Source organism: Halosimplex halophilum (genome assembly GCF_004698125.1).
Taxonomy (GTDB): Archaea; Halobacteriota; Halobacteria; order Halobacteriales; family Haloarculaceae; genus Halosimplex; species Halosimplex halophilum.
Genome location: NZ_SRHV01000005.1, coordinates 91,990 through 104,809, shown reverse-complemented (window position 1 = coordinate 104,809; position 12,820 = coordinate 91,990). Strand labels below are relative to the sequence as shown.

At 72.0% G+C, this 12,820-nt stretch carries 13 protein-coding genes; 8 read left to right on the top strand and 5 right to left on the bottom strand.

Annotation, left to right across the window (positions count from 1 at the left end; genetic code table 11):
- Positions 1-11: 11 nt before the first annotated feature.
- A complete protein-coding gene (locus E3328_RS17015; RefSeq protein WP_135365842.1) occupies positions 12-1,238 on the top strand; it encodes a glucuronyl esterase domain-containing protein in 1,227 nt (408 codons plus the stop codon).
- Positions 1,239-1,795: 557 nt separating this feature from the next.
- Here the strand turns inward: E3328_RS17015 and E3328_RS17010 are convergent.
- The 3 genes from E3328_RS17010 to E3328_RS17000 form a co-directional block, all read right to left on the bottom strand.
- Complete coding sequence (locus tag E3328_RS17010; protein WP_135365841.1) at positions 1,796-2,362, bottom strand: dihydrofolate reductase; 567 nt, start codon at positions 2,360-2,362, stop codon at positions 1,796-1,798.
- A gap of 13 nt (positions 2,363-2,375) precedes the next feature.
- Positions 2,376-3,374, bottom strand: coding sequence for a thymidylate synthase (gene thyA / locus E3328_RS17005; protein WP_135365840.1), 999 nt, complete (start codon positions 3,372-3,374; stop codon positions 2,376-2,378).
- 75 nt (positions 3,375-3,449) lie between these two features.
- Positions 3,450-4,511, bottom strand: coding sequence for a methyltransferase domain-containing protein (locus E3328_RS17000; RefSeq protein ID WP_135365839.1), 1,062 nt, complete (start codon positions 4,509-4,511; stop codon positions 3,450-3,452).
- A gap of 261 nt (positions 4,512-4,772) precedes the next feature.
- Between E3328_RS17000 and E3328_RS16995 the strand changes: the two genes are divergently transcribed.
- The 3 genes from E3328_RS16995 (at position 4,773) to E3328_RS16985 (ending at position 7,521) form a co-directional block, all read left to right on the top strand.
- Positions 4,773-5,333, top strand: coding sequence for a TATA-box-binding protein (locus tag E3328_RS16995; RefSeq protein ID WP_123535123.1), 561 nt, complete (start codon positions 4,773-4,775; stop codon positions 5,331-5,333).
- Between the two features lie 307 nt (positions 5,334-5,640).
- On the top strand, positions 5,641-5,985 hold the full coding sequence (locus E3328_RS16990; protein WP_135366438.1) for a DUF7473 family protein: 345 nt from the start codon (positions 5,641-5,643) through the stop codon (positions 5,983-5,985).
- 81 nt (positions 5,986-6,066) lie between these two features.
- Positions 6,067-7,521, top strand: coding sequence for an acyl-CoA thioesterase/bile acid-CoA:amino acid N-acyltransferase family protein (locus E3328_RS16985; RefSeq protein WP_135365838.1), 1,455 nt, complete (start codon positions 6,067-6,069; stop codon positions 7,519-7,521).
- 21 nt (positions 7,522-7,542) lie between these two features.
- Here E3328_RS16985 and hisG read toward each other — a convergent pair whose 3' ends face one another.
- Positions 7,543-8,391, bottom strand: a complete 849-nt coding sequence (gene hisG, locus E3328_RS16980; RefSeq protein ID WP_135365837.1) for an ATP phosphoribosyltransferase — start codon at positions 8,389-8,391, stop codon at positions 7,543-7,545.
- Between the two features lie 108 nt (positions 8,392-8,499).
- Here hisG and E3328_RS16975 point away from each other — a divergent pair, with 108 nt between their 5' ends.
- From E3328_RS16975 to E3328_RS16965, 3 genes are all read left to right on the top strand, one after another.
- Positions 8,500-8,784 carry a hypothetical protein gene (locus E3328_RS16975; RefSeq protein WP_135365836.1) on the top strand — a complete coding sequence of 95 codons (285 nt, stop codon included), beginning with the start codon at positions 8,500-8,502 and terminating at the stop codon, positions 8,782-8,784.
- 52 nt (positions 8,785-8,836) lie between these two features.
- The gene (locus E3328_RS16970) at positions 8,837-10,006 is read left to right on the top strand and encodes a M48 family metalloprotease (RefSeq protein ID WP_135365835.1); all 1,170 of its coding nucleotides are present in this window, start codon (positions 8,837-8,839) and stop codon (positions 10,004-10,006) included.
- 117 nt (positions 10,007-10,123) lie between these two features.
- A complete protein-coding gene (locus E3328_RS16965; RefSeq protein ID WP_135365834.1) occupies positions 10,124-11,428 on the top strand; it encodes an amidohydrolase in 1,305 nt (434 codons plus the stop codon).
- A 19-nt stretch (positions 11,429-11,447) separates the two neighbouring features.
- Here E3328_RS16965 and E3328_RS22155 read toward each other — a convergent pair whose 3' ends face one another.
- Positions 11,448-11,612 (bottom strand): hypothetical protein, encoded by a 165-nt coding sequence (locus E3328_RS22155; protein ID WP_167837446.1) that lies wholly within the window; start codon positions 11,610-11,612, stop codon positions 11,448-11,450.
- Between the two features lie 228 nt (positions 11,613-11,840).
- Here E3328_RS22155 and E3328_RS22150 point away from each other — a divergent pair, with 228 nt between their 5' ends.
- Entirely contained in the window at positions 11,841-12,758 is a 918-nt protein-coding gene (locus tag E3328_RS22150) for a hypothetical protein (RefSeq protein ID WP_167837445.1), read from the top strand.
- Positions 12,759-12,820 lie beyond the last annotated feature (62 nt).

Here is a 12,820-nt window from a genome sequence, read left to right as displayed (position 1 = left end):
GGACGGTATCGATGCACACGGACCCAACGGACCTGCCAGCCCCCTCCAGGCTCCCGTCCCGCCCGGAGCTGCCGGACCCGCTCGAGTTCCGCGACGGTTCGCCCGTCGAGAGCACCGCCGACTGGCGCGACCGCCGCGCGGAGATCCGGCAGCTCCTCCGCCAGTACGTCTACGGCTACGCCCCCGGCGCGCCCGAGATCGAGACGGCGACCGAACGCACCCCGGGCGTCTGCGGCGGCGCGGCGACGCTCGTCGAGACCGAGATCGCGTTCGCGGACCTGCCGCCCGACGCGCCCGCGATCACGCTCGCCCTCTTTCTGCCGGCCGACGCCGTCGACGCGGGGCGGTCCGTGCCGGTCCTGCTCGGGCTGAACTGGCGGGGTAACCACGCCGCCGTCGCCGATCCGGCGGTCACGATCACCGACACGGCCCGGGAACACGGAGGGTTCGAGGAGGAGGCCGCCGACCGCGGCGCCGCCGCCGACTACTGGTGCGTCGAGCACGTCCTCTCGCGGGGCTACGGCTTCGCGACCCACCAGTTCGCCGATATCGACCCCGACAGCGGCGACCCCGCGGACGGCATCCGCCCCTACTACGACGACGAACTGCCGGGCCCGCCCGGCACCGAGTGGGGCGTCCTCGCCGCGTGGGCCTGGGGCCTCCAGCGCTGCGTCGACGCGCTCCGGCCCATGGAGGCGGTCCGCGCCGAGGAGATCATCGTCCTCGGCCACTCCCGGTGCGGCAAAGCCGCACTGCTGGCGGGCGCGACCGACGAGCGGATCGGCCTCGTCGCGCCCCACCAGTCCGGCACCGGCGGGACGGCGCTCGACCGCGACAACGACCAGGAGGGGGTCGGCGACATCACCGGAACCTTCCCGGGGTGGTTCGCCGACACCTACGCCGCCTTCGAGGGGCAGGTCGACCGGCTGCCCGTCGACAGCCACTGCCTCGCCGCGCTGGTCGCGCCCCGGCCCCTGATCGACACCGCCGGCGCCCGCGACCACTGGACCAACCCCGGCCGCGCGCTCGACGCCGTCCGCGCCGCCGAACCCGTCTGGGACCTGCTCGGCGCCGAGGGGATCGCCGACGACCTCCCGCTGTACGGCGACGACGAGATCGCCGACGAGACCGTCGGTTCGATCTGTCACTACCGCCGCGAGACCGCCCACACCCTGAACGAGGGGTATCTCGACGCCGTCCTCGACTTCGCCGACGTGCACTTCGACGGCGCCGGATAGGCCCCGACGGATGTCGGCTGGCCGTCCGTGGCGGCGAGGCCGTTTGCTGTGCGGTGGCGGGGCGGTTTGCTGTCCGGTGGTGGGGCGGTTTGCTGTCCGGTGGTGGGGCGGTTTGCTGTGCAGTGGCGGGCGGTTTGCTGTGCAGTGGCGGGCGGTTTGCTGTGCGGTGGCGGGGCGGTTTGCTGTGCGGTGGCGGGGCGGTTTGCTGTGTGGTGGCGCGCGCTGTCGCGCGCTTTCATGCGCGCGACGGAACCGCGCGAGGGATGAGCATCGCAGCCTGCGAGAAGCGCAATCGGCTGGGGAGGCTCGTGGCCGTTTGCGGTTGCTGTTCGGGGTGGTCGCGGTGCCGTGCAGTCCTGGCGGACTGAAAGGGCGAGGCGCGCTCGCGTCCATTTTAGTCGCCTGAGCGACCCCTATCCGCGCGGGCGGTGCGGAGAGCGCGGATATGTCGCTCAGCGACCGCGAGCGCGCCGAGGGCTTTCAGCTCTAGCTGTTCCCAGCGGTAGATACGACAGCTAGCGAGCGCCTGGAAAGCGCAGATCTGGGGCCAGAGACGCTCACAGACGCTCGTAGGTCACGAACGACAGCTCGCCCTCGGACTCGCGGTCGACCTCGACCCACGCCGAGCGGTCCCACGCCGGGAACCGGGTGTCCCCGTCCGGTTCGCCCGGGACCTCCGTCAGCACCAGCCGGTCGGCACGGTCCAGGAACGCCTCGTAGACGGTCGCGCCGCCGGCGACGAACGCCGTCTCCACGCCGGCATCCGCGGCGGCCGCCGCGGCGGCCTCGACGGCCGCGTCGACGCCCTCGACCTGCACGACCTCCTCGGGTGCTTCGACGCCCGAGCGCGTCAGCACGACGTTGGTCCGGCCGGGGAGCGGCCCGCCCAGCTGCCCCGAAATCGACTCGTAGGTGACCCGGCCCATGACCACGGGGTGGCCCATGGTCGTCTCTTTGAAGTGCGCCAGGTCCGCGGGGTAGTGCCACGGCATCTCCCCCTCGTTCCCGATGACGCCGTTCTCCGCGACAGCGACGATGAGGGCGATCTCGACCGGCGTCTCGTCCCGCTCGCCGCCCGTCTCGTCCCGCTCGACATCCGTCTCGTCCCGCTCGGCGTCGGCCATCACTCGCCCCCCATCACTCGGCGACCGCGAAGTCCAGCCCCGGCGCGGGGTCGTAGTCGCGCACCGCGATGTCATCGAACTCGAGGTCGTCGATAGGTTTGTCCGCAACCTCGACGGTCGGCCGCTCGCGCGGCTCGCGCGTCAGCTGCTCCAGCAGGTTCGGCACGTGGTCGGCGTTCTCTTTCCCGGGCTCGGCGGGCGCCTCCGTCAGGATCCAGTCCCGGACGCCGGCGTACTCCGACCGGTCCGCCACGGCGGCCATCCGCTCGCGCAGTTCCTCGCGGTTTTGCTCGTACCACTCGCCGCGCGCTCCCTCGCCGCAGTAGGCGTGGGCGTCGACGACCGAGTGCGAGAAGCTCCCGACCTCGAAGTCCGTCCGCTGTGCGACGATGTGGGTCACCAGCGAGTAGGCGGCGATGTTGAAGGGGATGCCCAGGGCGATGTCGCCCGAGCGCTGGGTGAGGTGGAGATTCAGCCGGTCGCCCTGGACGTTGAAGACGAAGGTGTAGTGACACGGCGGGAGCGTGCTCACCGTCGCGTTGGCGGGGTGCCAGGCGTTGACGACGATGCGCCGCGACTGGGGGTTCTCCCGGAGGGTGTCCAGCACGTACTGGAACTGGTCGAACGTGCGCTCGTCGTCGTTCACCCAGCGATGGGCGTCGTCGGGCCAGGACTCCCCCTCAAGTCCGTCCTCGGGGACTGGGTAGCGGCGCCAGAAGCGGCCGTAGGCGGTGTCGAGACGCCCCTCCTCGTCGGCCCAGGCGTCCCAGATCTTCGTCTCCTCCCGTAGATTTCGGATGTGCTCCTCGCCGGAGAAGTACCACAGGAGCTCGTGGATCAGCGAGTTCCAGCGGTAGCCCGACAGGTCCTTCGTCGTGAGCAGGGGGAACCCCTCCTGAAGGTCGACCTCGTAGTGCGCGCCGAACGTCGAGAGGGTGTCCACGCCCGTCCGGTTGGGCTTGTAGGTGCCCTCGGCGATGGCCTCCCGGGCGAGATCGAGGTACTGCTGCATCGTTGGGCGTACCTCCGTCCGCGGGCGCTTATCAGCTACGGTTCCGGCGGTCCGACAGCGGGACCCCGACCCTCCTCAGTCCGCGTCGAGCACCAGCACGTGCCGAACGAGCGACCTGTGGACGCGCCGCTCGAAGTGCTCCGCGACGGTCCACCCGGCGTCGACCGCCGCCCGCTCCCACGACCGGTCGGCGACGACGACGGCGCGGGGCGCGACCCGTCGTGCCTCGGCGAGCGCGCCGGCGACGAGGTCGGCCAGCGAGTCGCCCTCGATCTTCGACTGGCGACCGTAGGGCACGTCGAAGACGGCGGCGTCGGCGAAGCCGTCGGAGAAGGGGAGCCGCGTCACGTCGCCGCGGCAGACCGCGAAGTCGCCGTCCGTCCCGAGCGCGTCGCGCAGGTTCGCGCGCGTCCCGCGGGCCATCTTCCGCTGGGCGTCCGAACCGACGACGCGCGCGCCGACCAGCCCCGCCTCCAGCAGCAGGCCGCCGGTCCCGCACATCGGGTCGACGACCGTCGCGCCCTCGCGCGCGCCGGCGATGTTCACCAGCGCGCGGGCGAGCATCGGGTCCATGCTCCCGGGCTGGAAGAACGGGCGGTCCGTGGGCCGGCGCTCGCCGAAGCCGCGGTCGCTCTCGACACCGAGCCAGCCGAGCACGCAGACGCCCGTCCCGTCGGCCGCTCCGCCGGTCGGTCCATCGGTCGCTTCGTCGGCCGACTCGCTCTCTGCCGCCGTGCTGTCGGCGCCGGGCGCGCCGGCGAACAGCGCGCGCAGTTCGTGGTCCGGGTCCTCCAGGTCGACGGACAGGCCGCGGTCGACGAGGACCTGGCCGAGCTCGCGCTCGGCGCGCTGGGTGTCGACGCCGGTCGTCGCGCGCACGTCGACGGCGCGGACGGCGACGGTCCCCTCGCGGTCGACGGTCGCCGCGTCGAGCAGCGCGCGGGCGCTCGCCACGTCGGGGTCGCAGCGGCCGACCGCCTCGCTCGCGCGGTGGACGTACGCGAGGTCGCGAACGCGGTCGGTCACCGCGCGCGCGGTCGCCAGCCCCGCGCCGACCACCTCGACCCCCGCGGCGGCGCTCGCGGCCTCGCAGGCCGCGAACTCGTCGTCCCGACCCCCGAGTTCGAGGACGTACACGCCAGACTGTCGCCCCCCGCCGGCCAAGAACCCACCGGTGCCCGCCGGCGACCGTCCCGCGCCCGAGCGGTCTGCCCGTCGAACCCCGACCCGTCGCCGGACCCACGACCCCTCATAAAACCGCCCCTCACGCCCATTAAAAGGCGTTTTCGGGCCTCGGCCGGGCGGAGAACCTAAGCGAGATGACCCGTTCGCGTTCGTGACGTATCAGCTCTCCGTATGAAAGTTTATAAGCCTTAAATACAACGTTTAAGTCGAGACATGGTTGACCCCAAGGAGACAATCAATATCGAAAACGTCGTCGCCTCGACTGGAATCGGGCAGGAGCTCGACCTGCAGAGCGTGGCGATGGACCTGGAGGGGGCGGACTACGACCCCGAGCAGTTCCCCGGCCTCGTCTACCGCACCCAGGAGCCCAAGTCGGCCGCGCTGATCTTCCGTTCCGGCAAGATCGTCTGCACCGGCGCCAAGAGCACCGACGACGTCCACGAGAGCCTCCGGATCGTCTTCGACAAGCTGCGCGACCTGAACATCCAGGTCGACGAGGACCCCGAGATCGTCGTCCAGAACATCGTCACCTCCGCGGACCTGGGTCGCAACCTCAACCTCAACGCCATCGCCATCGGGCTGGGCCTGGAGAACATCGAGTACGAGCCCGAACAGTTCCCCGGGCTGGTCTACCGGCTGGACGACCCCGACGTGGTCGCCCTGCTCTTTGGCTCCGGGAAGCTCGTCATTACCGGCGGCAAACAGCCCGAGGACGCCGAGGAAGCGGTCGACAAGATCGTCTCCCGGCTGGAAGACCTGGGCCTGCTGGAGTAGCGACCCGATTCCACCACCGCGCCGGACCGCCCGACGCGACACTCGACTGCCCGACGCGACACCGCGACGCCGCACCGGACCGCGCCCGACCCGGGCCGCGCCGGCCTGCGATAGCAGGCTACAAACGGCGCCCCTCCCTATCGCCGCCATGGACTTCGTAGCGCAGCCCCCGGCCGAACCCGTCGCCACGGTCGCCGACTCCGGCCTCGACGCGCTCGATCCGCTCCCGGCCGACACCGTCCGAGCGCTCCCGGTCGACGCCGCCGGACCGCTCCAGACCGACCCGACGGGCGGCGGGGTCTTCGCGCTGGTCGTCACCTTCCTGCTCACCGCGCTCTTCTACGCCGTGACGCTCCACCTCGCCGCGACCTTCTTCATCGGCGACGTGCCCAGCCAGCGGGCCGCCTACGTCGGCCCCGTCCCCGCCGCCGTCTCCATCCTGCTGGGCCGCTACGGCGTCGAGAGCGTCGGCTTCGTCTCCCCCGGCCTCGGCATCGTCGTCGTCCTGCTCGCGACGCTGGTCGCCGACGCCATCGCGATCAGCGTCTCCTACCGGATCACCTGGAAACCGGCCGCCGTCCTCACCGCGCTGCACCTCGCGTTCGCGGCCGTCCTCGGCTTCGCGCTGAACAACATCTTCGGGTTCTTCTAGGGTCGCGGCGGACACCCCGCGGAACCGACTCGCCGTAGTCAGTCGAAAAGTATTTTCAGAACTGCACGTCTCGGCGGATCCATGAACGGTCGAGAGCGGACCCGGCGCGAGGTGCTGGCCGCCGCGGGCGGGGTCGGACTGTCGGCGCTGGCGGGGTGCCCGATCGCTGGCGGGGGCGGCGCGGCCATCGAGGTCACCGAGTCGGCGCTGCGGGACGAGACGGTCGACGTCGGGCTGACGGGCTTCGAGAGCGGGACCGAGGTGACGGTCCGGGCGACATCCGCGGACTACGATCCCGACGGACCGCGGTGGACCTCGTGGGCGACCTTCGAGGCCGACGAGAACGGCGAGGTCGCCCTGTCGGAGCAGTCACCGACCGACGGGACCTACGAGGGGGCCGACGCGATGGGGCTGTTCTGGTCGATGACGCCGGTCACCGCCGACGGCGAGACCGGGCCGACCGCGGCGGGGACGCCGTCTCCGACCGGGACGCCCGTCCGGACGACCCGGGCGCCGACCGGGACGGATGACGGGGAAGGGCTCCCGGAGGGGTACGACGTGGCGCTCCGTGCAGTCGTAGACGGGGAGACGGCCGCGGCGGCGACGACCACGCGACGGTACGTGGCCGAGGGCGTCCGGCACGAGTCGGTCGCGACCGACCGGGCGGTCGGCGAACTGTTCCTGCCGCCGGGCGAGGGGCCCCACCCGGGCGTACTCGTCCTCCACGGGTCGGGCGGCAGCCCCTGGCTGTCGATGGCGCGAGCGCTCGCGTCCCGCGGGTACGCCGCCTTCGCGGTCCAGTACTTCGATCCGACGGGGGAGGCGGACCCGATCCCGGACGCGCTCGTCGAGGTGCCGCTGTCGTACTTCGACGACGCTCGCGCGTGGCTGGTCGAACGGTCGGCGGTCGCGGACGGCTCCGTCGGGGTCGTGGGCGCGTCGAAGGGCGGCGAGGCGTCGCTGCTCGTCGGCGCCGAGTTCGACTGGCCGGGCGCGGTCGTGGCGTACGCGCCGAGTTGCTACGCCTGGGCCGGGATCGAAGTCGAGCGAGGCGCCGGAGGGATCCGGTTCCGCCAGGCGGAGTCGTCGTCGTGGGCCCGCGGCGGCGATCCGGTCCCGTACCTCCAGGTGCAGGGACGGTCGCGTCGAACCGCCGACGGCAAGTACGCCACCCGGCCCGCCTATCGGGGCGGGGTCGAACACGCGAGCGCGGAGCGGCGGGACGCCGCGTTCGTCCCCGTCGAGGAGACGGACGCGCCGCTGCTCGTGGTCGCGGGCGAGGACGACCAGCTCTGGCCCTCGGCGGCGTTCGGGCGCCGCGTCGTCGACCGGCTCGACGCCGAGGGCGTCGGCTTCGAGTACGGCCTGCGCGCGTACGACGGCGCCGGGCACAGCATCGGCGTCCCGTACACTCCGACGGTGACCGCCGTCAGCGACATCCGACTCGCGATGGGTGGGACGCCGGCGGCCGACGCCCGCGCCGAGGCGGACTCGTGGCCGCGGGTGCGCGACCGGCTGGGATCGGTCTCGGCGTGACGGTCTGGGTTGGGCGGTCGCTCACTCCACCAGTCGCTCGATCTCGGTGACGAGCACGTCGCTGGCGCCGACCTCCTTGAGCGCGTTGATGGTCTCGAAGACCTCGCGCTCGTCGACGACGGCGTGGACGGCCACGTCGTCGCTGCCGGCGATGTCCATCACCGTGGGTCCGCCCATCCCCGGCAGCACGTCTTTCACGTCCGCCAGCCGGTCCTCGGGGACGTTCATCATCAGGTACCGCTTGTCCTCCGCCGAGAGGACGGACTCCAGGGCCATCCGGGTCTGCTGGACCTTCTCGTCGTCGACCACGTCCTCGCGGGCGAACAGGCGGACCGACGACTCCAGCACGTCGGCGATCTCCGCGAGGCGGTTCATCCGCAGCGTGGTGCCCGTCGAGGTGATGTCGACGATGGCGTCGGCGATGTCGACGTGCGGCGTGAGTTCCGTGGCGCCGGACACCTCCGCGATGTCCACCTCGACGTCGCGCTCGGCGAAGAAGTCGCGAGTGATGTTGGGGAACTCCGTGGCGACGGTGCCGCCGTCGAGGTCGGCGACGGCCTCGATGTCGCCGTCCTCCGGCGCCGCGAGGACGAGCCGGCAGGAGCCGAACTCCAGGTCGAGCAGGTCGACGAGGTCGTCGGTGTCCGACTCCTCGGCCTGGTCCAGTCCCGTGATCCCCACGTCGGCGGCGCCGTCGGCGACGTACTCCGGGATGTCGGCGGCGCGGGCGTAGAGGACGGTCACGTCCGGGTCCACAGTCTGGGCGTAGAGCTTCCGGTCGGCCCCGTCGACGACGTGGAGGCCGGCCCGGTCCAGCAGATCGATCGCCGGGTCGTGCAGGCGACCCTTGTTGGGGACGGCGATGCGCATACCGCCACTGGGCGGGCCGCGGGCAACTGTCTTTCCCTCTCCGGGCGGGACACGCCGTCCGGAACCCGACGCGAAGGTTTATCCCCGAGAGGCGGACCACCCGTCTCCATGGTCGCAGTCAGCGTGACCGACGGACTCGCGTACGGGCTTCGAACGGTCGCAGTGTTCGGCGTCCTCCTGGTCGTAGCGGCCGTGTTGACCGCCGTCGGAGTGAACATGGCGACGACGGCGCGGACCTACGGTATCTACGGGGCGAGCACGGACTGGGGTCGGTTTCTCCTCGGTGGGGCCCTGTCGCTCGCGGGCGGACTGACGCTGTACGCCGGATCGATGGGACTGCTGTACAAGGTGGTCGCCGACGGCGTCCGCCGGGGGAACAGCCGCGCGGTCTGAGCGAACGTGACGACGCACAAACGTTTTCGGCGACCCGGCCGGATCGCCGGTCGTGCTCGCCCGATACCCCGCCCTCCAGTCGAGTGTCGACACCGGTGCCGTCGTCGACTCGCTGGGCGCGCTCGCCGCGGGAGCGGCCGTCGGCGGACTCGTCCTCTACCTGTACGGACTGCGGGCGCGCGGCGCCGAGGACCGCGTGGCCGCGCTCGCGCGACTCCGGCGGGCCGTCCGCGCGGTGCTGGTAGTCGTCTACGCGGGGACGGTCGTCGCGCTGCTGGACGCGGGCTGGTTCCTCGTCGTCGACGCCGTCGCCGCGCCGCTGGTCGGCACCGACACGCCGGTCGCGAGCGCCGTGACGCTGTATCTCGGCGTCACGACGCCACTCGTGGCCGTGATCGGCGCGTACTTCGGCGCGTTCCCCGCGGCCCAGTCGCTCCGGGGGACGGACGTGTCGCCGGCGTCGGCCGCGCTCCGCCTCGCCCGGTTCGGCCTCGGGACGGCGCTGTACTTCACCGTGCTCGTGGTCGCGATGGACACACTGGAGACCGCCCCGACGGCGGCGCTGCCGTTCGTCGCCGTCCTCGCGCTGGGGCTCGTCGCGGTCTGGGCCACCTCCCCGTGGCTGGTCCGGCTGACCCGCTCGACGCGGCCGCCGACCGACGCCGAGCGCGACCGGCTCGGTCGACTGTGCGACGAGGCGGGACTGGCCCCCCACAGCGTCCGCGTCCTCGAAGGGGCCGACGCGAAACAGGCGTTCGCGTTCGCGCGCGGTCCGCCCCGCCGACAGCACCTCTTCGTCACCGACTACCTGCTCGACGAGCTCGACGACGGCACGCTCCGGGCGTACCTGGCGCTGCGGGCCGAGCGCGTGGACAGGAAACACCTCGAGGTCCGGCTCGCGCTCGCCGTCGGAACGGCGGTACTCGCGCTCGGCCCGTTGCTGGGCGTCTTCTCGGTGCCGGGCGCGAGCGACGGGACGGTCGCGCTGGTCGCGCTCGCGGCCGGCCTCCTCGGGCTGTGGGCCGGGCAGCGGCTGGTCTACCGGGCCGACGCCGCGGCCGCCGAGCGGACGAGCCGCGCGGCCGTCGAGACGGCCATCGAGCGGTACGCCGACCTCAACGACGCCCGGATGGAGTGGGGCCGGCTCACCTCGCTGCGGCGGATGGAGCCGCCGCTCCGCCGCCGGATCGACCGGCTCCGGGACCGTGCCGCCCGGGAGTGACTCCCCGGGCCACGCCGTTCGGGAGTGCGTTCCCCGGGCCACGCCGCCCGGGCGTGGGCCCGCTCTGCGCGCCGCGGAAGGGACAGATTCACGCACCCGCCGCGAAAATCCCGGTGCATGAGCGACCTCCTCGTCGCGGGCGGACAGGTACTGCGACCCGACTCCACCGTCGAGCGGGCGGACGTGCTGGTCGACCGGGAGACGGGCGACATCGCCGAGGTGGCCGAGCCGGGCACCGTCGACGCCGCCGAGACGCTCGACGCGAGCGACGGACTCGTCGTCCCGGGGCTGGTCAACGCCCACACCCACGTCGCGATGACGCTGCTGCGCGGCTACGCCGACGACAAGCCGCTCGACGCCTGGCTGCAGGAGGACATCTGGCCGGTCGAGGCCGAACTCACCGCCGACGACATCGAGGCCGGCGCCGAGCTGGGCGTCGTCGAGATGATCAAGTCGGGGACGACCGCCTTCTCGGACATGTACTTCCACGTCGACCGGATCGCCGACGCGGTCGAACGCGCCGGTGTGCGGGCCGTCCTGGGCCACACCGCCGTCACCGTCGGCAAGGACGACGAGGACGCCCGGGCGGACCTGCGGCGGAGCCTCGACGTGGCGCGGGAGTTCGACGGCGCGGCCGACGGTCGGATCACGACGACCTTCCAGCCCCACTCCCTGACGACCGTCGGCGAGGAGTACCTCCGGGAGTTCGTCCCAGAGGCTCGCGACGCGGGACTGGCCATCCACTTCCACGCCAACGAGACCGAGAACGAGGTCGACCCCATCGTCGACGAGCACGGCGTCCGCCCCCTCGAATACGCGGACGACCTCGGACTGCTCGGGGAGGACACCTACGTCGCCCACGGCGTCCACGTCGACGAGACCGAGATCGAGTTGCTGGCCGACACGGGGACGGGCGTCGCCCACTGCCCGGCGTCGAACATGAAACTCGCCAGCGGGATGGCGCCGGTCCAGCGCCTGCGCGAGGCGGGGGTCACGGTCGGGATCGGCACCGACGGCGCGGCGTCGAACAACGACCTGGACGCCTTCGACGAGGTGCGCGACGCGGCGATGATCGGCAAGCTCGCGGCCGACGACGCGGGCGCCGTCCCCGCCGAGGCGGCCGTCGAGATGGTCACGCGGGGGAGCGCGGACCTGCTCGGCTTCGACAGCGGCCGGGTCGAGGCGGGCGCGAACGCCGATCTGGCCGTCGTCGACCTGTCGGCGCCCCATCTGACGCCCGCCCACGACCCCGTCAGCCACCTCGCCTACGCCGTCCGCGGTAGCGACGTGCGCCACACCGTCTGCGACGGCGATGTCCTCATGCGCGACCGGGAGGTGCTGACGCTCGACGAGGCCGCAGTGCGCGAGCGGGCGAGCGAGCACGCCCGCGACCTGATCGCGCGGGCCGAGCGCGACGACTGACGACCGCAGCGACCCCGGTTCAGAACGGGTACTCGAAGTAGAGGTATCCGACGCCGGCCAGGACGACCGCCGCGACCGACGCCTCGATGACGGCGTCGGTCAGCGCGCCGACGACGAGCGCCGGGACGAGGACGGCGGCCAGCCACAGCGCGTACGAGTCCGTCGGGACCTCGCGGAGGTTCATACCAGTGTGTCGCCGACCGGGGGCGAAAACGCTTCGTATCCGCCGGAGCGGTCCGCGTCCGTTTCGCGACCCCGCGTTCAGCCGGCTGATGCCCCCGCGACGCGTCGTTTTCAGGTCGGATAATCGACCCGGAGACTGTTTATCGACGCTAAATCCGCGTTAATCCGGCGAAATCCGGGCAAGGAGTAACCCACCACTAAGTGGGAACCGACCGTGGAGTAGTGACGTATGAGTCAGGGCACACGAGCGTTGATACTGGCGGCACTGATGGTCGTCTCGGTCGCGGCGCCGGCGATGGCGGCGCAGTCGTCGGAGTCGCCGAGCGTCGACGTGGACCAGGAGGAGGAGGGCGTCACCGTGACGGTCACGAACGAAACGGCGGACAGCACGGTCGCGAACGCGTCGGTGAACGTGACGACGGTCACCGAGAACGTCACGTACGACGGCGCGGGGACGCACACTACCGGGCCGAACGGAACGGCCGACCTGCCGGCGCCGAACCAGTCGCTGACGGTGTCGGTGACGGCGACGGTCGACAACCACTCGGCGACGACGACGGCCGACCTGACGGCCGTCGAGGAGAACGAGACGGACGACACGAACGAGACGGGGGCGCCGTTCGGGCGACAGCTCGTCGGCTTCATGTCGGGGATGAACGACACCGACGGGCCCCGCGGCCTGGCCATCGCGTCGTGGGTGACGGCCAACAACCCCGGTAACGGCGGCGGACCGCCCGCCCACGCCGGCCCCGGCAACGAGACGGGGAACGATACGCAGGGTCCGCCCGACCACGCCGGTAACGACGGCAACGGAACCCAGGGTCCGCCCGACCACGCCGGCAACGACGGCAACGGAACCCAGGGTCCGCCCGACCACGCCGGCAACGACGGCAACGGAACCCAGGGTCCGCCCGACCACGCCGGCAACGGCGAGGACGAGGAAGACGAAGCGGACGACGACGGAGACGAAGCCGAAGAGGAGGACGACGAAGCGGACGACGAGGCCGAAGAAGAAGACGAAGCCGACGAGGCCGAAGACGCTGACGACGCGGACGAAGACGACGAGGACGAAGACGACGAGTCCGGCGGGCCGCCGGACCACGCCGGTAACGGCGGCGGTGCGAACGGAGCCAGCGGCGGGCGATAGTCGGCGGTAGAGCGGTCCGGCAGCCGGTCGCGGGGGTCGGCACGTACTCTTCTCGAAGGTTC